The sequence below is a fragment of the Thauera chlorobenzoica genome (assembly GCF_001922305.1).
Classification (GTDB): domain Bacteria; phylum Pseudomonadota; class Gammaproteobacteria; order Burkholderiales; family Rhodocyclaceae; genus Thauera; species Thauera chlorobenzoica.
Genome location: NZ_CP018839.1, coordinates 1,544,559 through 1,567,725, shown reverse-complemented (window position 1 = coordinate 1,567,725; position 23,167 = coordinate 1,544,559). Strand labels below are relative to the sequence as shown.

Genomic DNA, 23,167 nt, shown 5'->3' with positions numbered 1-23,167 from the left:
GTCAGCATCGCTTCAGCCCTCCCCGGCCAGCGGCGGAAAATCCGCAATCGACTGCACGGCCTGGTGGAAACACAGCAGGACCAGCTCGCTGGTGACGAGCAGGTAGAGCACCGCCCGCGGCATCGGCACGGTGGCCGAACGCTCGAGCCAGATCCAGGGCACCGTCAGATAGCTCACCGCGTACCCGGCCAGCACCGCCGCGGTGAGCAGCACCGCAATCCCGGCCGCCCAGCGGATCCAGCGCTGCAGGCGCGGCGCAACGAAGGCGCCGACCATGTCGACGGCGACGAGCTTGCGCTCGGCGACCAGCAGGCTGAGGCCGGCGAAGCTCGCCACGATCAGCAGCAGCAGCGCGACCTCTTCGGCGAAGAACAGCGGCGCCATGAGGACGTAGCGGAAAAACACCTGCGCGATCAGCAGCACCACCAGGCTCGCCAGTGCGGCGACCGCGACCCCGAGTTCGAGGCGGGCGAACAGGCGGTCGATCCGGAACAGAGCACCCATGACAGGTTTCCCTCCTTGAGCAAACCCGGTCGCAGGAGGCGGATGCGCCGCCCTGCGGCCGGGCTCGGGTTTCAGTTCGCCTGATCGAATGCCCGGATCAGCGGATCGCGGTCGATGAACTGCCTGCGCACCGTCTCGACCTGGGCCGAGAACTGCGCGCCATCGAACTGCGCCACCTTGGCCCCCGCCTTGGCCAGGCGCTCGACCAGCGCCGCCTCGTCGGCGACCACGTCGTCGAGCGCCCACTGCTGCGCCTCGGCGATCACGGCACGGACTTTTTCCTGGCGCGCCGGGTCGAGCCGCTCCCACCACGTCCGCGACGCCAGGATCACCCCGGGGAACACCATGTGCCGGGTCAGCGTCACGTGCGGCGCCTGCTCGTACATGCGCAACGCATTGACGATCTCGAGATCCACGTCCACCGCATCGATCACCCCGGTGATCAGCGAAGGCATGATCTCGGGCAGCGGCAGCGCGGTCGGCGCCGCACCGAGCGCGCTCCACCAGGCGCGGAAGATGTCGCTCTGGAAGGCGCGGACCTTGAGGTTGCGGAAATCCTCGACCGAAGCGATCGGCTTGCGGGAAAGGACGTGGCGCTGGCCGTTGAGGACGTAGGCCAGGCCGACCAGGCCCTGCTTCCCGAGGCGGTCGAGCATTTCCAGCGCTTCCTTCGAGTGGGCCGCCTTCGCCGCGCCTTCGAGCGAATCGAACTTGCGCGGCAGGAACCAGCCGAAGAACGCCGGGTCGCGGTTGGTCAGGTCGCCGACCGGGATCACCGCGAGCTGGAGCGCGCCGCCCTGCAGCAGGGACAGCACGGTGGGCACGTCGCCGAGCTGGTTGGCGGGGGCGACCGTCACCCGGTCCTTGCCTTCGGCGCCGATCGCCTGGGCGATGCGCTCGGCCGTCCTGGTGTAGATGTGCGCTGCCGGGGTGGGCGTGCTGAAGCGCCACTCCTCGGCGTGCACCGGTGCAGCGAAGCCCGCTGCGGCAAACGCCAGGATGGCGGCCAGTCTGGCAAAACGGCTGGAAAGATCCATGTTCTCCTCCTTGTCGTGCGGATGGCCGCGTTCAGGCGGCCGATGAAGAGGCGAGCGGGCGGCGTGAAAATTATTGTTCCGCCTGCAGCGCCGGATAAGCATTCAAAACACGTCGCACCCCGGCAGGCCGCAGGAAATCAGCCGGTCCGACGGGAAGTTGGTGATCACTTCGCAGCCATCCTTCGTCACCACCACTTCCTCCTCGATGCGCGCCGCGCCCGAGCCGTCGGCGGCGCCCTTCCAGGTCTCGACGGCGAACACCATGCCTTCCTTGAGCACCGTGCTCTGCCCGCTGAAGCGCCGGCTGATGATCGGCCGCTCCCACAGGCTCAGGCCGATGCCGTGGCCGTACTGCAGCAGGAAGGCCTCGTCCTCGTCGTGGTAGCCGAACTCCTCGGCCGCCGGCCACACGCTGGCGACCTCTTCCACCGTCGCTCCCGGGCGGATCGCATCGATCGAGGCGCTGATCCACTTCGAGGCGGTCTCGTAGGCTTCGATCTGGTGCTTGTTCGGCTCCCCGCACACGAAGGTGCGGTAGTAGCAGGTCCGGTAGCCGTTGAACGAATGCATGATGTCCAGATAGACCATGTCGCCCGGCTGGATGATGCGGTCGGAGAAGGTGTGCGAATGCGGCGTGCCGCGCGGCCCGGCGACCGAATTGACGCACTCGACGCGCTCCGAGCCGAGGCGGAACAGGCGGTCGTTGGCGATCGCCACCAGCTCGTTCTCGCGCACCCCCGGCCGGATCGCCTTGCAGATGTCGTAGTAGGTGGCGTCCACCATGGCCGCGGCCACCTTCAGGCACTCGATCTCCTGCGCGGTCTTGATCTCGCGCGCGTCGAGCATGGCCTGCTGGCCATCGACCACCTCGATCCCTTCCTTTTCCAGCGCGCGCAGCATCGGCAGCTCGAGCAGGTCGATGCCGAGCGGCTCGCGTTCGATGCCGTAATGCACCAGCATCTTCCTGATCTGGCGGGCGAACGCCTGCTCGGCGCCGACGCCGGGCGGCAGCGCCCCCTGCAGGGTGCTGATCGGTGCGGCCAGGTGCTCGGCGATCCACGGCGAGCTGATCCGCTTCGCCGGCGGCGCCGGGTCCCACAGGTAGGGCTGGCCGTCGCGCGGGCACAGGCAGTAGCGGTCGAACTTGTCGCGCACCCACTCGCCGATGTGGGTGCCGGTGACATAGCGCACGTTATCGACGTTGAAGCACAGCACGGCCCCCAGCCCGGCCGCCTTGACCGCATGCTGGGCGCGCTGGAAACGCTCGCGCACCATGCGTGGATAGTCGATGCCGTGCTCCCAGTCCTTGGCCATGGTGCCCCAGGGCGCGGTTGCATGCGGGCGGTTGTATTTCATCGTGAACTCCTTTCCAGATCGGTCGGCAAGGGGGCGCCCGCACCGGCTCCGGTGCAGGCGTCGCGGGGAGGGTTCAACTACAGGAAAGCGCGGCGCCGGCCATCACTCGAGCCCGCTCGCACGGGCCTGCTCGCGGGCCATCACCGACCAGTCCTTGTCGCCGTCACCGTGGGCGATGGCGCTCAGCAGGCGGTCGCGGAGCGTGTTCGCGCTCGGCAGCGGCACCCGCGCCGCCTCCCCGGCGGCGAGCACCAGGGTGGCGTCCTTGAGGCCGAGATGGGCGGCGAAGCCGGCCGGCTCGTAGGCCTCGTCGGCGATCAGGCGGCCATAGACCTTGTACGCCGGAGCGGCGAACAGACCTTCGGTGAGCACGTCGTAAAGCACTTCGGGCGCGACTTCGTACTTGCGGGCGAGGGCGAACGCCTCGCCCATCGCCTCGATGCAGGACCCCAGCAGAAAATTGTTCGAAAGCTTGATCACCGCGGCGCCCGCGGGACGCTCCCCGGCGGCGAACACGCGCCGGCCGATGAGCTCGAACAGCGGCCGGCAGCGCGCCACCGCATCGGCCGGCCCCGCCGCGACGATGCCGAGCTCGCCGGCGGCAGCGGCGTCCGGGCGGCCCAGCACCGGCGCCGCCACCAGCTGCTGGCCGGCCCGGCGGTGGGCCTCTTCCAGCGCACCGAGGGCAGCGACGCCGTGGGTGCCCATCACCAGATGGACGGCGCCCGCCGGCAGCGACGCGCACAACCCGCCGGCGCCATAGGCGACCGCCCCGAGCGCGCCATCGTCGGCCACCATGGTGATGACGACGTCACGACCGGCACAGGCTTCGGCCACCGATCCGGCCACCCGCGCGCCGGCCTCGGCGAGCCCGGCAGCCTTCTCCGTGCTGCGGTTATGGACGACCAGATCGAAACCTCCCTCCAGGATGCGCCCGGCGATCGCCGCGCCCATCCGCCCCAGGCCGACCAGAGCTACCTTCATCGCTCGCCTCCTCGCTGATGGAAATCGCGCTCAGTCCCTGACTTCGGGAACGCTGAGATGGAAGAGCTTGAGCGCCCCATCCACGGGGCGGATCGAGGCAGCCTCGTTCGGTCCCAGGTAGACGCCGGCGCCGCGCTTGACGTCGTAGTCCTTGCCGTTGAGGGAAATCACCCCGTCGCCTTCCATCAGATACACCAGCTCGTGCCCGCCCGCCGGCGCCTGCGCCTGCAGGCGGTCACCGGCGGACAGCCAGTGCAGCTTGCCGCGCACGTTCTTCGCGCCGCACAGCGCCTCGTTGAGCACTTCGGCGGCTTCGCCCGCCCCCGGAACCGCAATCCGCGCGCATTCGCCGGTCTTGATGAATGTAGTCGTCATGTCCATGGTCCTCGTTCGTGTCAGCTCTGCACCCAGATCTTGCCGTCGACCTTTTCCCACAGCAGGTCGTCGGGTGTGCCGTCCAGGATCGTGGTCTGGAAACGGTTCGGGGCCTGGAATTCGAAGTAGAACAGCGGATCGACGGCGCGCAGGCGGTGCTTTTCCTCGGCCGGGATGAACACCATGTCGCCGGGGGCGACGTCGCGCACGCCTTCGGGCGTCTCCACCGTGGCGCGCCCTTCCATGATGAAATAGAAGTGTTCGCAGTTCTTGTGGAAGTGGTAGGGCGACTTCGCCCCCTGCTGGTAGCGCATGATCCCGGCGAGCATGTGGTCGACGTCGCTGAGTTCCTTGCTGACGAAGAACACCCGCTCGCGCCCGGGCACGGTCGAGACGAGCTTGGGCAGTTCGTCCTGGTGGAAAATGTAGGCCACTGTTTCCTCCTTGCTTTAGTTGGTTGCCGGCGCCGGCTTGCGCGCCGGTGCCAGATCGATCGCGCCCAGATAGACGCTGTCCTGCTTCACTTCCACTTCCATGGCGAACTTCGCCTCGGCCACGCGCACGGTGTAGGTCCCGCTGTCGCGCTTCAGGCGGCGGAAACGGAACTCCCCGAACGTGTCGCTTTCCTGCTCCTCGACCAGCTGGTTGTGCTTGAACAGGGCGACCTTCACCCCGGCCGCGCATTCGCTGACCCCGGCCAGCTCCCGGGTCAGCGCCCCGCCGATGAAAACGGAATAAAAATTGGCGAGATTCTGGTAATGCACCCGCGGCTTGGCGCCGGTCTCGGGCGACAGCACTTCGAGCCCCTCGCGCGCGACGATGGCGCGCATTTCCTCGTCGCTCACCTTCAGGGTGCGCATCGCCTGGGTCGGGCATACCTGCGCACCGCGGGTCCGCGTCCACCCCTGGTCGAGCAGGTGGGCATCGAACGGCCAGGCCTGCGGCAGCTGCTTCTCTTCGTTCCAGAACACCGCGTTGTAGGGGCAGGCATCGACGATTTGGCGCTGGCCGCGCGCCTTCTCCGGAACGATGAGGACGATGCCGTCGTCGCGCTTGACCACCGCACCGTCCTTCGCCGCCTTCAGGCAGGGCGGGTTGTCGCAGTGGTTGCACATCACCGGCAGGTAGCTCACTTCGACCATCGGCACCTGCCCGGTCTCGCGCTGCAGGATGTCGATCCAGCGCTGGCCGAGCTTGGCCATCTCGGCCGCATAGCCGGGGAAGCTGTTGCCGTGATACTCGTCATGACAGGCCAGGGCGCAGCAGTTGCAGTTGAAGCACTTCGCCACGTCGATCACCAGGTTCCACTTTTTCACGGCTGCGCCTCCATTTCCTCGCCCTGCCCCGGCGCACGCTTGAGCTCCGCGCTGCCATCCCACAACTCGATTTCGACCAGGCAGGAGTTGGCCGCGGTGCCGGTCACCTTCTTCGCGATCGAGCGTTTCGGCGTGAGCTGATTGACGCAGCCGCCGCGATCGACCGAATAGCCGGGCTCGCCGAGGGGGTCATAGACCGCCGAGGACTCGTACGAATGCACCACTCCCCGCGGCAGGCGCGGGGTCACATGGGCGGCGCAGATCACCGCGCCGCGGTCGTTGTAGACCCGCATCAGGTCGTGCATCCGGATGCCGCGCGCGGCGGCGTCCTCGCTGTTGATCCGCATCACCCAGTAGTAGTAGCCGTCGATGAGGACGCGGTGCTCCTTGATGTCATTGACCGCGCTCTCCTTGCCGTCGCTCATGGTGTGGTAGCTGAAGCGCGAGTGCGGCGAGATCATCTGCAGCGGGTAGCGCCGGTACTGCGCGCAGCGCGGGCCTTCCCAGGACGGCACGTACTTGACGATCGGCGGGCGCTCGGGGTCGTCCGGGTCGAAGCGCTTCAGGCTCGAGCACTCGAACTCGAACTTGCCCGACTGGGTCTGCAGGCCTTCCTGGAATTTTTCCGTATAGTCGCCGGGCAGCGGGTGCGGCTCGGGCGCGTCCTTCTTCCGGCCTTCGTAGAACCAGCGCAGCGAGGGCGGGTCGCGCCGCTCTTCGGGCAGCGGCGGAACGACGAAGTAGCCTTTCTTGAGGAATTCCTTCCAGCTGATGTGCTTGGGCAGGTCGGAGGCGTCGAACATCTTCTTCACCCAGTCGAGCTCGGTCATGCCTTCGCAGAAGTAGGTGCCCAGCCCGAGGCGCGAGGCCAGCTCGGTGAAGATCTGGAAGTCGGACTTCGACTCGCCCAGCGGCTCGATGCACTTGTGCTGCATCAGGATGACGCGGTGGTTCATCTGGGTCTGGCCGTGGAGCGCATAGCCGCCGGTGCCGCCGAATTCGCTGATGTCCCAGCGCTCGAACGACGAGCAGGCCGGGAGCAGGATGTCGGCAAACTTGGCCTCGCCCTCGAGCCAGATCGACTGGTTCACGACGAAGGGCAGCTTGTCGGTGCGGTAGGCTTTGACGTAGCGGTTGGAGTCGTTCATGGTCCCGATCGACGCCCCGCCGTACTTGTAGAGCATCTGCACGGGGGCGTGCCCGGGCTTCGGGTAGCTGAACTTCTGGAACTGCCCTTCGATCGTCTTGCCATCCCACGGATAGCCTTCGGCCTTGCCTTCGAGGATCGCCTCGGGAATGCGCAGGCGCGGCACCTTCTGCGTCACCGGATTGAACGAAGGCAGCTGCGGCATGCGCAGGTACAGGCTGATCGCCAGGCCGGTGCCTTCGAGATCGCCCGACATGCCGCCGTCGGCATAGCCGGGGAAGGAGAAGGACAGGTCGATCGGGGTGCCCCATTGGAGCAGGCCGTAGTTGACCCCGGGCTTGCCCATTCCCTGCATCGCCAGCAGGCAGGCCAGGGTGCGCGCCCACTGGATGCCGGTCGCCGAGCGGCAGGCGCCGCCGTGGCCGTTGCCCCAGCCGCCCGCGCCCAGGTAGGTCTTCCTGCTCCCCCAGCGCCGCGCCAGGGCACGCACTTCGCGCGCCGGCACGCCGGTTTCCGACTCCTGCCACTCGGGCGTCTTGGGGATGCCGTCTTCCTTGCCGAGGAGGTAGTCGCGCCACGTGTCGAAGCCGACGCAGCGCTCGGCGACGTACTGCTTGTCGTACAGCCCCTCGACGATCCACACCTGCGCGATCGCCATCGCCATCGCGGTGTCGGTGCCGGGCCTGGGGGCGATCCACTTGCCGCCGAGCAGCGCCGCGGAGTGGTTGTAATAGGGATCGACATGCACCAGCTCGATGCCCAGATCATGGAGCCACTGGCGCCGCGAAGTCCCTTCGAAGGCGGAGTAGGAACCGCTGGTCGCTTCCGGGTCGGCCGACCAGAAGACCACCATCTCGGCCTCCTTCATCAGGTCCTCGACCAGGCTGTAGGTCTCGGTCTGACCCAGCCGCATGCTGTGGCCGAAGTGGTGCATCGCCCCCCAATACCAGCCTTCCCAGCTGTCCGGGTTGTGCATCACCTTGGTCGTGCCGATGGCATTGAAGAACTTGTAGGCGGCGCTGATGTAGTAGCCGACGTTGCCCCAGGTGTGATGGGAGCCGTGGTTGGCCATGATCGCGCCGGGGCCGAAGTCGCGCTTCACGCGCTGGATTTCCCTGGCGACGATGTCGTAGGCCTCGTCCCAGCTGATGCGTTCGTAGCCCGAAATGCCGCGGTTGTGGCAGTTGCGCTCGCCGTCGGGGTTGAAATCGACCCGCTTCATCGGGTACAGCAGGCGGCTGGGCGAATAGATCGTCGACTTCGAGCACATCGTGTGCGGCGCCACCGTGGTCTGGCGCGGCGGCGTGTAGCGCTTGCCGCGCGCCTCGATCGACCAGGTCGGAGCGTCACTGTCGTCGAACTCGATCGGCGTCATGCGCACGATCCTGTCGTCCTTGACGTGGACGAACAGCGGCCCGCCGTTGGTGTTGGTCACATAGCGCTTGACGCCGTTGCCGAGCGCGGTGCCGTACTCCCAGCCGAGTGTCGGGATCATGTTCATCGTCTGGGTGAACCAGACCACCAGCTCATCGGGGCCGTCGGCCTTGAGCTGGAAGTTCTTGATCGCCTCGACCCGCTCGACCTGATCGACGTTGAGGGCAAACAGCTTCAGGCCGACTTCGGCGTTGGCGACCGTGATCGTGATCGCGGGCGAAGCGTGGCGCCCCGCCGCCGAGCTGACCTTGCCGTTGATGAAGGTGAAATGGCGTTCGACCGTGTTGTCGCCGGTCTGCATCTGCACGGTGAGATTGCGCTCGCCGAGACGGCGCCGGAAATGCGGATGGCGGCGCGCCATCAGTTGCAGCACATGCTTGAGCCCGTACAGCAGTGCCGAGAATTTGACTTGCGCTAAGGCCATAGTCCCCTCTGTATTGAAATCCAGGTCTGTCGAGCCGATCGATGCCGACCTTGTCGATGCCTGGCAGTCTATCCAGCCCCCCAATCTCAAAGTGATTCAATCTGGCTCCCTTTCGATCGCTTTTGCGCATCACGACAAGCCCGCCTCGAGCCGACTCCGGACGCTCTCCGGGATGGATGAAAAACGGGGACGAACCCCCGGCGAGCGGCCCGCGCAACGCCTCCCCCTGCAGGGAATGCGCGTGGCTCACGCACGCCGCCCGCCACGGCCGCCGGGGGTCAGTAAAAATGCGGCGCCCCCCGCGAAGGAGGCGCCGCATTTCATTTCTGCTGCGGGCACCGGCGCAGGCCGGACGAGGTTCAGTCCTTGCTGTATTTCGCCACCAGCGCAGCGGCAGCGTCATAGAGCTTTTTGCCGTCGCTACCCGCCGCGCTCACTTCCCGCACCCACTCATCCACCACCGGACGCGTCGCCTTTTGCCAACGGCTGGCCTCGTCGGGCGCAATGGCGTAGATGGTGTTCTTGTTGGCGACCGTGGCCTCGCGCCCGATCACATCGGCCTTGAGGAACTGCCCCGCCACCCACGCCGAAAACTCGCGGCCGCTGTTGTTGTCGATGACCTTGCGCAGCTCGGCCGGCAGGCTGTCGTACTTCTTCTGGTTCATCAGATAGACCATGGTCGCCACCAGCATCGCGTGTTCGCCATCGATCTCGGCGTGATAGCGGGTGAGTTCCTGGGTCTTGGTCGCCGGCACCACTTCCCACGGCACCAGCGCCGCTTCGATGACGCCTTTCGACAGGCTCTCGGCCATCTGCGGTACCGGCATGCCGACCGGGGTGGCCCCGAGCGCGGCGAGCAGCTTGTTCCCCAGCCGCGACGGCGCGCGCACCTTCATGCCCTTGAGCTCATCCAGGCTGCTGACCTGCTTGTCGCGCAGATGGAGCACGTTCGGGCCATTGACCCAGGTGGCGAGCGGGCGCACGCCGGTGAATTCGCTGCCGGCGTGCTCCTGGACGAAATCCCACAGCGCACGCGAGGACGCCTCGGCGGAAGTGGTGAAGAAAGGCAGCTCGAACACTTCCGAGAAGGGGAAGCGCCCGGGGGTGTAGCCGGGCAGGGTCCACACCACGTCAGCGACCCCGTCGCGCACATGGTTCACCAGCTGCGGCGGCGTGCCGCCGAGCGACATCGCGGGGAAGATCTGACATTTCATCCGCCCGCCGGATTCGGCCTCGATCCGCGCACACCACGGCTCGATGAACATGGTCTGGGCGAGCGAGGTGGGCGGCAGCTGGTGCGCCACTTTGAGCACGACTTCCTGGGCGTGGGCGGCGAACGGCAGGAGGGCAGCGGCCAGCAGGCCGCTCAGCAGGCGATGGATGTTCACGATGGTCTCCTCGGCAGCAAGATTGGTGTGTCATCGATGGTGAACGCGGCTTTTCCATCCGCGCTCCGCCACGACGAACGGCGAGTCTAGGCAAGGCAACGCACGCGAATAAGATGGCGGGATCGATAGCGCGATAAGCAGCAGTTATCATTGGGCGCATGAGACTTTCATCCCTGCACGCTTTCGTGGCCGCGATCGACGACGGCAGCCTGCGCAAGGCGGCCGCCCGCCTCGGCCTGTCGCAGCCGGCACTGAGCAAGATGCTGCGCGAACTCGAACTCGAGCTGGGCGCACCGCTGGTGATGCGCTCGAGCCGGGGCGTGTCGCCGACGGCACAGGGCAAGGTGCTGTATCAACGCGCCAGCGCAGCCGCACGCGAACTGTCCCGCGCCGTCGAGGAGATCGATCAGCTCGGCGGCCACATGGTCGGCGAACTCAGCGTGACCGCGGTCTCGCTCGCCGTGATGCTGCTGATCCCGGAAACGCTGCACAGCTTCAGCCGGCAGTTTCCGCAGATCCGCCTGCGCGTCCATGAAGAGCTCTACATCGCCCAGATGGCCAGCCTGCGCAAGGGCGAAGCGGACGTCGCGATCGGGCCGATTCCGCACGACCTGGCGCAGGGGGAATTCCAGGTCGAAGCGCTGCTGCCGATTTCGATGGTGGTCGTCGCCCGCAAGGGCAATCCGCTCGCACAGGCGGCGCGCCTGGCCGAGCTGAGCAAGGCGCGCTGGGTCTATACCGGTGTGTCCGGCGACACCGGCTATGTCCGCGAGCTGTTCATCCGCAATGGCCTGCCACCACCGCCCGCCGCGGCGATCGTCAACTCGACGCTGGCCCTGCTGGCACTGATCGGCTCGGACGACTTCATCGGCCTGCTACCGGCCCAGATCGCCGAACACCCCCTGAGCGCCCCCTACATCGACATCATCGCGCTCGCCGAGGGGCCGCTCGAGCTCAACCTGGGGGTGATGGTCGGACGGGCGAGCAGCCCGTCGGTGATGGTGCGCCACTTCCTCTCCCACCTGCACCGCGCCGCATACCACCTCGCCCACCCGGGCGAGCGCCACCGCGCGAAACCCGCCTGAGCTTCCCGCCGCGCGACCCGGGCGTCGCTGCAGAAAAGACGATAAAAGCGGCTCCCTCGATTTTTGCTTTTCAAGACCAGCCGCCCGCACCGGTCACAGCTGGGTGGCCGCCGCTTCCACCTCGATCACCAGTGCCCCTCGCGCCCACGGGAAAGCCGCCTTGGCACGCTCGGCCAGCGCGCCCTCGGTGACGATCGCGCCGGTGCCGCGCAGGACCGCGCCTTGCCCGGGGCCATGGCTGCCCCGCACGGCGCGCGCCGCGACGAAGACCTGAACACGGTTGTCGCGCTGCAGGTTCTGCTCGGTCTGGTGGTAATAACCGGCAGGAAGAACCAGGCGGTTCCCCTCGACGCCGAGGCGGCGCAGGTAGTCGCCCCAGTTGCCGACCAGGTGCGGACCGTCGGGCCCCTGGGTGACGATGGTGAGGAATTCGGTGTTGTCCAGGAGTTCCTGGATCACGGGTTCGATAGCGCTCATCACGGGCTCTCACGTGCAGCCGGGCGAGGGCACGACAGCGCGCGCAGCCACCTCGGCATCGGGTTGAAGAAATCGACGCAGGCTCCGCATCGGGAAGCGTCTGGCGGTGGACTATCGGCGCAGTTCGCTGATCTGCGCTTGATTTCGGTCAAATGGCTCCAGCCCCCGTTTCATAGAGAGGACGCAAATCCTTCACGGCACCGCCGCAATCGAACACAGAAGGCTCTCATAATTTCCGTCGTCATTTTCTCGCATACTTTGCAGCCATGGCATTATGCTTTGGAAATGTGCAGGCACCGATGGACGCCGATGGCCAGAACCACAATGGATGAAATCTCAAGAGAATCGCCGCCGATGTTCGCGCACTCGACCATCAATTCGGAAAGGTCAGACTGGCAGCCGCTGCGCAGTCATCTTGAAAATGTTGGACGTATGGCGAAGGAGCATGCCGCCGTTTTCGAGTCCCACACTTTGGCCGAAGCCGCCGGGCTTCTCCATGACCTTGGCAAGTACACCGCAGATTTCCAGCGCCGCCTTGCCGGCGACGCGATCCGTGTGGACCACGCGACGCGCGGCGCGATCGTCGCGATCGAGAGCTACGGCCCGCTCGGTTATCTGATTGCCTATGCGATCGCCGGCCACCATGCGGGGCTCGCCAACGGGCTGGAGGGCGGCGAGCGCACCGCGCTGCGCGAGCGCCTGCGCGGCACGGGTCTGCCGCCCTTGCTGCCGCAATGGCAAGATGAGATCCGTTTGCCGGAAGCCTTGGGCGAGCTGCCCTTCAAGGGCGACGCGGCGGGCGGGGCGATGTTCCAGGCCGCGTTCCTCGTCCGCATGCTGTTTTCCTGCCTCGTCGATGCCGACTACCTGGATACCGAGGCCTTCTACGACCAAGTTGCGCCGCCGAGCCAACAGGGCAATCGCAGCCAGCTGCGCGCCGTGGAGCGGCCGTCGCTGGGGGCGCTGCGCGAACGCCTCGACGCCTCCCTCGCCCGCTTCAGCGCTGATTCCGACGTCAACCGCATCCGCGCGGAGATCCTGGCGCATGTCCGAAATGAAGCGCAGCACACCCCCGGCCTGTTCTCGCTGACCGTACCCACCGGGGGCGGCAAGACACTGGCCTCGCTTGCGTTCGCACTGGACCACGCGATCCGCCACGGCCTGCGGCGGGTGATCTTCGTCATTCCCTTCACCAGCATCGTCGAACAGAGCGCTGCCGTGTTCCGCCGCGCGCTGGGCGAGCTGGGCGAAGCCGCGGTGCTGGAGCACCACAGCGCCTTTATAGCGCCCCTACTTTCCCGTGACGAGGCCGAGCGTTACCAGGCGCAGGAGAAGTTGAAACTGGCAATGGAGAACTGGGACGCACCGATCGTCGTCACCACTGCGGTGCAGTTCTTCGAAAGCCTGTTCGCCGCGAGGCCGTCGCAGTGCCGCAAGCTGCACAACATCGCCGGCAGCGTGGTGATCCTGGACGAAGCCCAGACCCTGCCACTGAAGCTGTTGCGCCCGGCGGTCGCCGCTATCGACGAGCTGGCGCGCAACTATCGCAGCAGCGTGGTGCTGTGCACCGCCACCCAGCCTGCGCTGCAGGCGCCCGAGTTTGTCGGTGGGCTAAAGCAGGTCCGTGAATTGGCGCCCGAGCTACCCGCCCTGTTCCGCAAGCTCGAGCGCGTCCGGGTGAAACACGTGGGCGAACTGGACGACGAGGCGCTGGCCAGGCGCATGCGCGCACACGAACAGGTGCTGTGCATCGTGAACAACCGCCGCCATGCGCGCGCGGTGTTCCAGGCCATGGCGGATCTGGACGGCGCGCGCCACCTGACGACGCTGATGTGCGCTCGCCATCGCAGCGAGGTGCTGGCCGGCGTGCGGGAAGACCTGTGGCAGGGCCGGCCGTGCCGGCTCGTATCCACGAGCCTGATCGAGGCCGGGGTCGATGTGGACTTCCCGCTGGTATTGCGCGCGCAGGCCGGGCTGGACTCCATTGCCCAGGCGGCGGGCCGTTGCAACCGCGAAGGGCGGCGCGCTGCCGCGGTCAGCGAGGTGCAGGTGTTCACCACCGCCAACCCCGACTGGGCGCCGCCGCCGGAACTGAAGCAGTTCGCCCAGGCTGCCGCGACCGTGCTGCGTCGCCATGCCGATAATCCGCTGTCGCCGGCTGCGATCCAGGCCTACTTTCGCGAGTTGTACTGGCAGAAGGGCGGGGCGGCGCTGGACGGCGGTGATCTGCTGGGCCTGCTGCAGCGCAGCCGCCCCGACAGCCTGCCGATGGAAACCCTGGCGGCGCGCTTCCGCATGATCGAGTCGGTGCAGATGCCCGTGATCGTGCCCTTCGACGACACCGCGCGCGAGGCGCTGCAGGCATTGCACTTCGCGGACAAGAGCGGCGGCCTCGCCCGTCGGCTGCAGCCCTATCTGGTGCAGTTGCCGCGCCAAGGCTTCGAGGCGCTGCGCAAGTCGGGTGCGATCCAGCCGGTGGCACCCGAGCGCTGGGGCGAGCAGTTCATGGAGCTGACGGTGATGGATCTGTACGACAAGCGCTTCGGGTTGAGCTGGGATGATCCGGCGTTCTTGAAGGCGGAGAGCCTGTGCTGGTAAGGACTCGCTCACGTAGACGGACACGGGACTTGCGATTGACGGCAAGCGAATAGGGAGAAACGTAATCGTGGCTTTTGGAATCCGCCTCCTCGTCTGGGGTGAACGAGCCTGCTTCACACGACCTGAAATGAAGGTCGAGCGCGTGAGCTATGACGTCATCACGCCTTCGGCCGCGCGCGGCATCCTGGAGGCGATCCACTGGAAGCCGGCGATCCGCTGGCACATCGACCGCATCCATGTGCTGAAGCCGATCCGCTTCGAGTCGATCCGGCGCAACGAGGTTGGCGGCAAGCTGTCGCCGGCCAGCGTGGCGAAGGCGATGAAGGCGGGCAGCACCGCTGGGCTGGCCACCTTCGTGGACGAGGATCGCCAGCAACGCGCAGCCACCGTGTTGCGCGGCGTGCGCTACCTGATCGAGGCCCACTTCGAGCTCACCGATCGCGCCGGGCCGGACAACTCCGTCGGCAAACACCTCGACATCTTCAACCGCCGCGCGCGTAAGGGGCAGTGCTTCCACGCGCCCTGCCTGGGTGTGCGCGAGTTTCCCGCCAGCTTCGAACTGCTGGAGGAAGGTGTGCCGCTGCCCGAGCCGGCACCCGGCGTGGAGGCGAACAAGGATCTCGGCTGGATGCTGCACGACATCGATTTTTCCGACGGCATGACGCCACGCTTTTTCCGCGCCCGCATGCAGGGCGGCGTGATCGAGGTACCGCCGTGGCAGGCCGGGGAGGTGAAGGCATGATCCTGCAGGCGCTTGCGCGCTATTACCAGCGGTTGATCGAACGGGGGGCAGACGACATCGCGCCCTACGGCTACAGCCCCGAGAAGATCAGCTACGAGATCGTGCTTGCGCCCGATGGCGTGGTGCTGGCGGTCAATGACATCCGCGACACCACGGGCAAGAAGCCGCAGCCTCGGGTGCTGGAGGTACCCCAGCCCGAGAAGCGCACGGTCGGCATCAAGTCCAACTTCCTGTGGGACAAGACCAGCTATGTGCTCGGCGTCAGTGCCACCAGCAAGCGTGCCGACAAGGAGCACGAAGCCTTCAAGGCGCTGCATGAAAGTGCGCTGGCGGGCGCGCCGGACGAGGGCCTGAAGGCCTTGCTGGCCTTCCTGCAGCGCTGGTCACCCGAGCAGTTCCAGGTACCGCTGTTTTCCGACGAGATGCTGGACGCCAACCTGGTATTCCGCCTCGATGGCGAACATCGTCATCTTCATGAGCGCGAGGCCGCGCAGGCCCTGCGCGCCCGTTTGTTGGGCGGTGGGGAGAAAGGTGCCGGGCCGGCGGCGGCCGCCGAGGGAGTCTGCCTGGTGCACGGCGAATCCGCGCCCATTGCCCGCCTGCATCCTGCAATCAAGGGTGTGAACGGCGCCCAGAGTTCGGGGGCCTCACTGGTTTCCTTCAACCTCGACGCCTTCACCTCCTACGGCAAGAGCCAAGGCGACAACGCGCCGGTGTCCGAGCAGGCAGCCTTCGCCTACACGTCAGTACTCAACTACCTGCTGCGGCGCAGTGGCGACAACCGCCAGCGCCTGCAGGTCGGCGACACCACGGTGGTGTTCTGGGCCGAGTCCGCCGGCAACGAGGCCGATGCCCGGGCGGCGGAGGACTTCCTCGCCAGCCTATTCTCTCCGCCGGACGACGACAGCGAGGCCGAGCGCCTGCGCGTGGTGCTGGACGACTTGGGCAAGGGCAGGCCGCTGGCCGAACTCGATCCCGATCTCGCCCCCGGCACCCGCATGTACGTGCTCGGCCTGGCGCCGAATGCCTCGCGGCTGTCGGTGCGCTACTGGCAGGCGGATACGCTGGAGGTGTTCGCCAAACGGCTGGCGCAGCATGCGCAGGACCTGCGCATCGAGCCGCTGCCGTGGCGCGTTGAGCCCACCGTATACCGTCTGCTGCTGGCGACCGTGCCCAACCGCGAGGGGGCGAAGCCGAAGGCCGACGACGCCTTCGGCAACCTGATCGGCGAAACCATGCGCGCCATCCTCGGCGGTGGCCTGTATCCGCGCAGCCTGCTCGCCAGCACAGTGATGCGCATCCGCAGCGACGGCAATCTTTCCGGCATGCGTGCCGCGATCTGCAAGGGTGTCCTGGTGCGCGAGCGCCGCCTGGGCATCCGTACTTCCGACGAGGAGATCTCCGTGAGTCTAGACAAGCAATCCACCCAGCCCGGCTACCTGCTCGGCCGGCTGTTCGCGGTGCTGGAATACGTGCAGCGCAGCGCGCTCGGCGGGCAGGTCAACGCCACCATCCGCGACCGCTACTACGGCGCAGCCTCGGCCACGCCGGCGGCGATCTTTCCGGTCCTGCTGCGCAACACCCAGAACCACATGGGCAAGCTGCGCAAGGAGCGCCCCGGCCAGGCGGTGACGCTGGAGAAGGAGATCCGCGAGATTGTCGCCGGGCTGCCCGACGAATTCCCACGCAGCCTGCGCATCGAGGACCAGGGCCGCTTCGCCATCGGCTACTACCACCAGTCCCAGGCGCATTTCACCAAGCACGACGCCGCCGGCGACGCGGCCGGCCCCACCAAAACCGAGACCGAAGGAGCCCTCTGATGACGGCCATCGCCCATCGCTACGAATTCGTCTACCTGTTCGACGTCACCAACGGCAATCCCAACGGCGACCCCGACGCCGGCAACCTGCCGCGCCTGGACCCGGAAACCAACCGCGGCCTGGTGACCGACGTCGCCCTCAAGCGCAAGATCCGCAACTTCGTGACGCTGGACAAGGAAGGCGGCCCCGGCTACGCGATCTACATGCAGGAGAAGGCGGTCCTGAACAACCAGCACAAGCGCGCCTACGACGCGCTGGAGATCAAGCCCGAGGACAAGAAACTGCCCAAGGACGAAGCCAGGGCGCGCGAGGTCACCGCCTGGATGTGCGCCAACTTCTTCGACGTGCGCACCTTCGGCGCGGTCATGACCACCGGCGTCAACGCCGGCCAGGTGCGCGGCCCGGTGCAACTGGGTTTTGCCACCTCGATCGAGCCCGTCCTGCCGCTGGAAATCTCGATCACCCGCATGGCGGTCACCACCGAGAAGGAGGCCGAGGCGCAGAGCGGCGACAACCGCACCATGGGGCGCAAGCACATCCTGCCCTACGGGCTGTACCGGGCGCACGGCTTCGTTTCCGCCAAGCTGGCCGAGCGCACCGGCTTTTCCGGCGACGACCTGCAACTGCTGTGGCGCGCCCTCATCAACATGTTCGAGCACGACCGCTCCGCCGCCCGCGGCGAAATGGCGGCGCGCAAGCTGATCGTGTTCGAGCACCAGAGCGCGATGGGCGACGCGCCTGCCCACGTGCTGTTCGACACCGTGCGGGTGGCGCGGGCGACCGACGAGGACCGCCCCGCGCGCAGCTTTGCCGATTACCGCATCAGCGTCGATGCAGAGGCGTTGCCGCGTGGCGTCGGCGTGCGCGAGTACCTGTAAGGGAACGGAGCGCCGAAGGATGGACGAGGACGATCCCATCCCCATCTCCGCCCTTCAGCATTTCCTGTACTGCCCGCGCCAGTGTGCGCTGATCCATGTCGAGCGGCTGTGGGCGGAGAACCGCCATACCGCCGAGGGGCGCCTGCTCCACGATCGCGCCGACAAGCCGATGGTGGAACGGCGCCACGGCGTGCGCACGGTCACGGCGATGCCGCTCTCCAATGCCGAACTGGGCATCGCCGGCGTGGCCGATGCAGTGGAGTTCCACTCCGGCGACGAGGGCGAGTGTCCCTATCCGGTGGAATACAAGCGCGGCCGGCCCAAGGCGCATCGCGCCGACGAGGTGCAACTGTGCGCCCAGGCACTATGCCTCGAGGCCATGTTCGGCGTGAAGGTGGTGGAGGGAGCGCTCTTTTACGGCACGCCGCGCCGGCGGCAGGTCGTTGTGTTCGACGATGCGTTGCGTAGCCTGACCCTGGCCGTCATTCGCGACACCCGCGTCATGATCGACGCCGGGCGCACACCGACCGCGACCTACGATGTCGGACGCTGTGACGCTTGCTCGCTGATCGATCTGTGCCAGCCGCGGCTGCTGGCGCGTGCTGCCGGAGTCGAAGGCTGGCTGCGCCGGCAGTTGAAGCACGAGGACTGAAGAATGCGCCGGCAACTCAATACCTTGTACGTCACCACCGAGGGCGCCTGGCTTAAGAAGGACGGCGCCAACATCGTCATGGAGGTCGAGGGCAACGAGCGCGCCCGTCTGCCCGCGCACATGCTCGAGAGCCTCGTCTGCATCGGCCGCGTGCTGGTCTCACCGCCGCTGCTGGGCTACTGCGCCGAACAGGGCATCAGCGTGTGTTTTCTGTCCATGAACGGCCGGTTCCTGGCACGCGTAGAAGGGCCCGTATCGGGCAACGTCCTACTGCGGCGCGAGCAATACCGGCGCAGTGACGATCCGGCTGGATGCGCCGCAATCGTGCGCAACCTGCTGCTGGGCAAGGTACATAACCAGCGCGCAGTCGTGAGCCGCGCCGTGCGTGATCACGGCGACAGCATGGATGAATCTGCCCGCCTGGCGCTCGCACGAGCGCGGGAACGGCTACGGCGTATTGCCGAACGATTGCTGATCGAAACTGAACTGAATGCACTGCGCGGCCTTGAGGGGGAAGCGGCCCAGGCCTACTTCGGCGTGTTCAATCACTTGATCCGAGCGGGGAAGCCTGCGTTGCGTTTCAACGGCCGCAGTCGGCGCCCCCCGAAAGACGCCGTCAACGCCTTGTTATCCTTCCTGTACACGTTGCTGACTCATGACTGCCGGTCGGCACTGGAGGCGGCAGGGCTGGACCCTGCAGTCGGTTTTCTACACCGGGATCGCCCTGGCAGACCAAGCCTGGCGCTCGACCTGGTCGAAGAGTTTCGTCCGCTCCTGGCAGACCGCCTTGCTCTGTCACTACTGAACCGCAGACAACTGGATGAACGCGACTTCGTGACACTCGACAACGGTGCCGTACTGCTCAAAGAGGATTCGCGCAAGACCGTGCTGACCGCCTATCAGGAACGCAAACGCGAAGAGTTGTGGCATGCATTCTTTGAAGAGAAGGCGCCACTCGGGCTCTTTCCTGCGCTACAGGCGCAACTGCTGGCGCGCCACCTCCGTGGCGACCTGGACGCCTACCCACCATTTCTGTGGAAGTAGGGCACCCACATGATGGTGCTGGTAAGTTACGACGTCAGCACCCGGGAGACGGGTGGAGACCGGCGCCTACGCCGGGTGGCCAAAGCATGCCGAGACTATGGCCAGCGGGTGCAATACTCGGTGTTTGAGATCGAGGTCGATCCAGCTCAGTGGGTCATGCTCAAGCAAAGGCTGATCGACCTGATCGATCCTGTCCAGGACAGCCTGCGTTTTTACTATCTCGGCAAGCACTGGCAAGCTCGGATCGAGCACATCGGCGCCAAGGCTGTACTGGATCTCAACAGCCCACTGATCTTATGACCGATCCAAGATGCCAAGTGCGAACCTGAAGCTCCCTGCAAATTTCCGGTCCATTCGCGCTTGTCTTATGAGTTTGATCTAGAACGGTTTCGACTGTGATGTCGAGATTGCAGAAGATGTGCTGAGACCCATTTATGGGCAGCTCGCCGAAATAGCCAGAATTACGCTATAAATTCAGCATGTTACATTGACGCGGTCGCGCCCCGCACGGGCGCGTGGATTGAAACAAGTGCACCGGCGATGCCGTTCAGTGCGCGATTGGTCGCGCCCCGCACGGGCGCGTGGATTGAAACATACGTGGCGGGCTGCGGTGAAACAGGCTGGACAAGTCGCGCCCCGCACGGGCGCGTGGATTGAAACAGACGCTGAACACCGATCGCATTTACTCGCATGAGTCGCGCCCCGCACGGGCGCGTGGATTGAAACGGTACTCGCTGGCGTGAAGGCACGGTTGCTGAGTGGGTCGCGCCCCGCACGGGCGCGTGGATTGAAACACCGTCATGGAGTGCATCGAGCGCTGGGCGAAGGTCGCGCCCCGCACGGGCGCGTGGATTGAAACTTTGAATATCAGCAGGATTGGTTGCGGTGCTGAGGTCGCGCCCCGCACGGGCGCGTGGATTGAAACGCCGATGTCGGCGCGGCCGGCGCCAGCGCCCTGCAGGTCGCGCCCCGCACGGGCGCGTGGATTGAAACGATCAGCACGACCACCGCCGAGTCGATCCGCGAGAGTCGCGCCCCGCACGGGCGCGTGGATTGAAACACGTACACGGGCAACGGGTGCGGCCCCGAGGGGAGTCGCGCCCCGCACGGGCGCGTGGATTGAAACCATGCGCCTCGGCGATCTTCCGCGCCAGGGTGGGTCGCGCCCCGCACGGGCGCGTGGATTGAAACACGCGGGCGGCGCCACATGGTGACTGTCGAACCCGTCGCGCCCCGCACGGGCGCGTGGATTGAAACTGGAGATACGAAATGCCCTCTCTTCCGAAAGGCAGGTCGCGCCCCGCACGGGCGCGTGGATTGAAACTTCAAGAAGTGGCAAACGCTCGGGGCGGCGTACAAGGTCGCGCCCCGCACGGGCGCGTGGATTGAAACGATAGATCCTCTTCGGGGATAGCCGTAGGCGGCTGGTCGCGCCCCGCACGGGCGCGTGGATTGAAACTCTCCCCCTGCTGCGACTGGCTCACGATCCGCCAGTCGCGCCCCGCACGGGCGCGTGGATTGAAACAAGAATCGGATTGAGCTGGCTAAACGGCAGCACAATGTCGCGCCCCGCACGGGCGCGTGGATTGAAACTCTCGTTAATGCCTCAAAGGCCACTCCGACTAAATGGTCGCGCCCCGCACGGGCGCGTGGATTGAAACATCACGCTGTCGGCACTAACGATGACCATCCCGCGTCGCGCCCCGCACGGGCGCGTGGATTGAAACTTGAGCGTCAGCGCGGCAATATCGAGCCCAATCGTCGCGCCCCGCACGGGCGCGTGGATTGAAACCCCACGTCTCGGTCGTATTGACCGGGCCGACCATCGTCGCGCCCCGCACGGGCGCGTGGATTGAAACGTGCTGAACAATGCCGCCCCGAAGCAGCCCGCATCGTCGCGCCCCGCACGGGCGCGTGGATTGAAACCTCGCCCGGCCACTACGAAGAGGTCATCGACTACGTCGCGCCCCGCACGGGCGCGTGGATTGAAACACGAAGACGCCTTCGACCGCCTCGCCGACCTCTAGTCGCGCCCCGCACGGGCGCGTGGATTGAAACACGCACGAACTGATGCCGTTCACGGAGACAGTCGTCGCGCCCCGCACGGGCGCGTGGATTGAAACCCCACGTCTCGGTCGTATTGACCGGGCCGACCATCGTCGCGCCCCGCACGGGCGCGTGGATTGAAACGTGCTGAACAATGCCGCCCCGAAGCAGCCCGCATCGTCGCGCCCCGCACGGGCGCGTGGATTGAAACCTCGCCCGGCCACTACGAAGAGGTCATCGACTACGTCGCGCCCCGCACGGGCGCGTGGATTGAAACACGAAGACGCCTTCGACCGCCTCGCCGACCTCTAGTCGCGCCCCGCACGGGCGCGTGGATTGAAACACGCACGAACTGATGCCGTTCACGGAGACAGTCGTCGCGCCCCGCACGGGCGCGTGGATTGAAACACCATCGTCTGCGGCCTCGTTACGTTGCTCGACGGGTCGCGCCCCGCACGGGCGCGTGGATTGAAACAGCCCCGTGCTGCGCCTGTCGACGCGCGGGGATGGTCGCGCCCCGCACGGGCGCGTGGATTGAAACAGCCGGCTGAGTTTCACCAACGCGGTGGCCGATCCGTCGCGCCCCGCACGGGCGCGTGGATTGAAACACCGTCATGGAGTGCATCGAGCGCTGGGCGAAGGGTCGCGCCCCGCACGGGCGCGTGGATTGAAACTCGAATCCGCCCTGTGCGGCGCCATTGCGCTGGCCGGTCGCGCCCCGCACGGGCGCGTGGATTGAAACGTCATCGTCCCGCCCGGCTTTCGCACCGATCTGGGTCGCGCCCCGCACGGGCGCGTGGATTGAAACGGTTTCGTAGGACAGCACCGGGGTGACGCCCTGGTCGCGCCCCGCACGGGCGCGTGGATTGAAACCCCATCAGGCTTTTGGGCACCCAGTCGTGCCGCGTCGCGCCCCGCACGGGCGCGTGGATTGAAACAAGAAGGGCCAGATGTCGCACACCTGGCGGCCGGTCGCGCCCCGCACGGGCGCGTGGATTGAAACCACCTCACCCCCCCGACCGACAACCCCCTGCCGGAGTCGCGCCCCGCACGGGCGCGTGGATTGAAACATGCGCGGTCATGGGCGGCACTGGTGCATGTGCGGTCGCGCCCCGCACGGGCGCGTGGATTGAAACATGCCTCACCCCGCAGAATCGCCCGGGCATCGTCGGGTCGCGCCCCGCACGGGCGCGTGGATTGAAACACCAATGTTACGCGATGGTCCGGACGGCATACCGTGTCGCGCCCCGCACGGGCGCGTGGATTGAAACTTCGACACCCTGCGCGAGATCCGCCGCGGCCAGGTCGCGCCCCGCACGGGCGCGTGGATTGAAACTCGAAGGAGATGCCCGGCCGGTACGACCGCTTTGAGGTCGCGCCCCGCACGGGCGCGTGGATTGAAACATGCGCGGTCATGGGCGGCACTGGTGCATGTGCGGTCGCGCCCCGCACGGGCGCGTGGATTGAAACATGCCTCACCCCGCAGAATCGCCCGGGCATCGTCGGGTCGCGCCCCGCACGGGCGCGTGGATTGAAACACCAATGTTACGCGATGGTCCGGACGGCATACCGTGTCGCGCCCCGCACGGGCGCGTGGATTGAAACGATGATGGTGGTCAGCAGGTCTCCGCAGACGCGGATGGTCGCGCCCCGCACGGGCGCGTGGATTGAAACGATCCGAGCGCGGAGACCGGCGGCCCGTTCCAGGTCGTCGCGCCCCGCACGGGCGCGTGGATTGAAACACGCCCTGGGCGTCTCCGAAACCGATCGTTTGCCGGGTCGCGCCCCGCACGGGCGCGTGGATTGAAACGAGCCCACCGACCCGCAGTACCAGTGCACCGTGAGTCCCGCCCCGCGCGG

Annotated in this window: 18 protein-coding genes and 1 CRISPR repeat array (1 of these 19 running past the window's edge); of the genes, 8 read left to right on the top strand and 10 right to left on the bottom strand. The window is 66.6% G+C overall.

Annotated elements, in window-relative coordinates; all coding sequences use genetic code 11:
* Positions 1–12: 12 nt before the first annotated feature.
* The 9 genes from Tchl_RS07315 to Tchl_RS07275 form a co-directional block, all read right to left on the bottom strand.
* Complete coding sequence (locus Tchl_RS07315) at positions 13–504, bottom strand: TRAP transporter small permease (RefSeq protein ID WP_075147818.1); 492 nt, start codon at positions 502–504, stop codon at positions 13–15.
* Positions 505–575: 71 nt separating this feature from the next.
* Entirely contained in the window at positions 576–1,541 is a 966-nt protein-coding gene (locus tag Tchl_RS07310; protein ID WP_075147817.1) for a TRAP transporter substrate-binding protein, read from the bottom strand.
* 102 nt (positions 1,542–1,643) lie between these two features.
* The gene (locus Tchl_RS07305; protein WP_075147816.1) at positions 1,644–2,897 is read right to left on the bottom strand and encodes a M24 family metallopeptidase; all 1,254 of its coding nucleotides are present in this window, start codon (positions 2,895–2,897) and stop codon (positions 1,644–1,646) included.
* Between the two features lie 102 nt (positions 2,898–2,999).
* Positions 3,000–3,881: an NAD(P)-dependent oxidoreductase gene (locus Tchl_RS07300; RefSeq protein WP_075147815.1), complete on the bottom strand. Its 882-nt coding sequence runs from the start codon at positions 3,879–3,881 to the stop codon at positions 3,000–3,002.
* Between the two features lie 30 nt (positions 3,882–3,911).
* Positions 3,912–4,256: an AraC family ligand binding domain-containing protein gene (locus Tchl_RS07295; RefSeq protein WP_146060786.1), complete on the bottom strand. Its 345-nt coding sequence runs from the start codon at positions 4,254–4,256 to the stop codon at positions 3,912–3,914.
* Between the two features lie 20 nt (positions 4,257–4,276).
* Complete coding sequence (locus tag Tchl_RS07290) at positions 4,277–4,690, bottom strand: cupin domain-containing protein (RefSeq protein WP_075147813.1); 414 nt, start codon at positions 4,688–4,690, stop codon at positions 4,277–4,279.
* Positions 4,691–4,705: 15 nt separating this feature from the next.
* Positions 4,706–5,572 carry a 4Fe-4S dicluster domain-containing protein gene (locus Tchl_RS07285; RefSeq protein ID WP_075147812.1) on the bottom strand — a complete coding sequence of 289 codons (867 nt, stop codon included), beginning with the start codon at positions 5,570–5,572 and terminating at the stop codon, positions 4,706–4,708.
* Positions 5,569–8,577 carry a molybdopterin-dependent oxidoreductase gene (locus Tchl_RS07280; protein WP_075147811.1) on the bottom strand — a complete coding sequence of 1,003 codons (3,009 nt, stop codon included), beginning with the start codon at positions 8,575–8,577 and terminating at the stop codon, positions 5,569–5,571. The genes Tchl_RS07285 and Tchl_RS07280 overlap by 4 nt, the downstream gene beginning before the upstream one ends.
* Before the next feature lie 359 nt (positions 8,578–8,936).
* Complete coding sequence (locus Tchl_RS07275; protein ID WP_075147810.1) at positions 8,937–9,965, bottom strand: TRAP transporter substrate-binding protein; 1,029 nt, start codon at positions 9,963–9,965, stop codon at positions 8,937–8,939.
* A 158-nt stretch (positions 9,966–10,123) separates the two neighbouring features.
* Between Tchl_RS07275 and Tchl_RS07270 the strand changes: the two genes are divergently transcribed.
* On the top strand, positions 10,124–11,050 hold the full coding sequence (locus tag Tchl_RS07270; protein ID WP_075147809.1) for a LysR family transcriptional regulator: 927 nt from the start codon (positions 10,124–10,126) through the stop codon (positions 11,048–11,050).
* A gap of 93 nt (positions 11,051–11,143) precedes the next feature.
* Here the strand turns inward: Tchl_RS07270 and Tchl_RS07265 are convergent, their stop codons facing one another.
* Positions 11,144–11,527: a pyridoxamine 5'-phosphate oxidase family protein gene (locus tag Tchl_RS07265; protein ID WP_075147808.1), complete on the bottom strand. Its 384-nt coding sequence runs from the start codon at positions 11,525–11,527 to the stop codon at positions 11,144–11,146.
* A 309-nt stretch (positions 11,528–11,836) separates the two neighbouring features.
* Between Tchl_RS07265 and Tchl_RS07260 the strand changes: the two genes are divergently transcribed.
* The 7 genes from Tchl_RS07260 (at position 11,837) to cas2 (ending at position 19,561) form a co-directional block, all read left to right on the top strand.
* Positions 11,837–14,125, top strand: coding sequence for a CRISPR-associated endonuclease Cas3'' (locus Tchl_RS07260; protein ID WP_232311689.1), 2,289 nt, complete (start codon positions 11,837–11,839; stop codon positions 14,123–14,125).
* Between the two features lie 67 nt (positions 14,126–14,192).
* Positions 14,193–14,867 (top strand): type I-C CRISPR-associated protein Cas5c, encoded by a 675-nt coding sequence (cas5c, locus tag Tchl_RS07255; RefSeq protein WP_075147806.1) that lies wholly within the window; start codon positions 14,193–14,195, stop codon positions 14,865–14,867.
* Positions 14,864–16,687 (top strand): type I-C CRISPR-associated protein Cas8c/Csd1, encoded by a 1,824-nt coding sequence (cas8c, locus tag Tchl_RS07250; protein ID WP_075147805.1) that lies wholly within the window; start codon positions 14,864–14,866, stop codon positions 16,685–16,687. The genes cas5c and cas8c overlap by 4 nt, the downstream gene beginning before the upstream one ends.
* The gene (gene cas7c / locus Tchl_RS07245) at positions 16,687–17,565 is read left to right on the top strand and encodes a type I-C CRISPR-associated protein Cas7/Csd2 (RefSeq protein ID WP_075147804.1); all 879 of its coding nucleotides are present in this window, start codon (positions 16,687–16,689) and stop codon (positions 17,563–17,565) included. Before cas8c ends, cas7c begins: the two co-directional genes overlap by 1 nt.
* 19 nt (positions 17,566–17,584) lie before the next feature.
* Positions 17,585–18,217 (top strand): CRISPR-associated protein Cas4, encoded by a 633-nt coding sequence (cas4, locus tag Tchl_RS07240; protein ID WP_075147803.1) that lies wholly within the window; start codon positions 17,585–17,587, stop codon positions 18,215–18,217.
* Between the two features lie 3 nt (positions 18,218–18,220).
* Positions 18,221–19,261 (top strand): type I-C CRISPR-associated endonuclease Cas1c, encoded by a 1,041-nt coding sequence (gene cas1c / locus Tchl_RS07235; protein ID WP_075147802.1) that lies wholly within the window; start codon positions 18,221–18,223, stop codon positions 19,259–19,261.
* 9 nt (positions 19,262–19,270) lie between these two features.
* Positions 19,271–19,561: a CRISPR-associated endonuclease Cas2 gene (cas2, locus tag Tchl_RS07230; protein ID WP_075147801.1), complete on the top strand. Its 291-nt coding sequence runs from the start codon at positions 19,271–19,273 to the stop codon at positions 19,559–19,561.
* 195 nt (positions 19,562–19,756) lie between these two features.
* Positions 19,757–23,167: a CRISPR direct-repeat array (repeat unit 32 nt; unit sequence GTCGCGCCCCGCACGGGCGCGTGGATTGAAAC) (it continues 16 nt past the right edge of the window).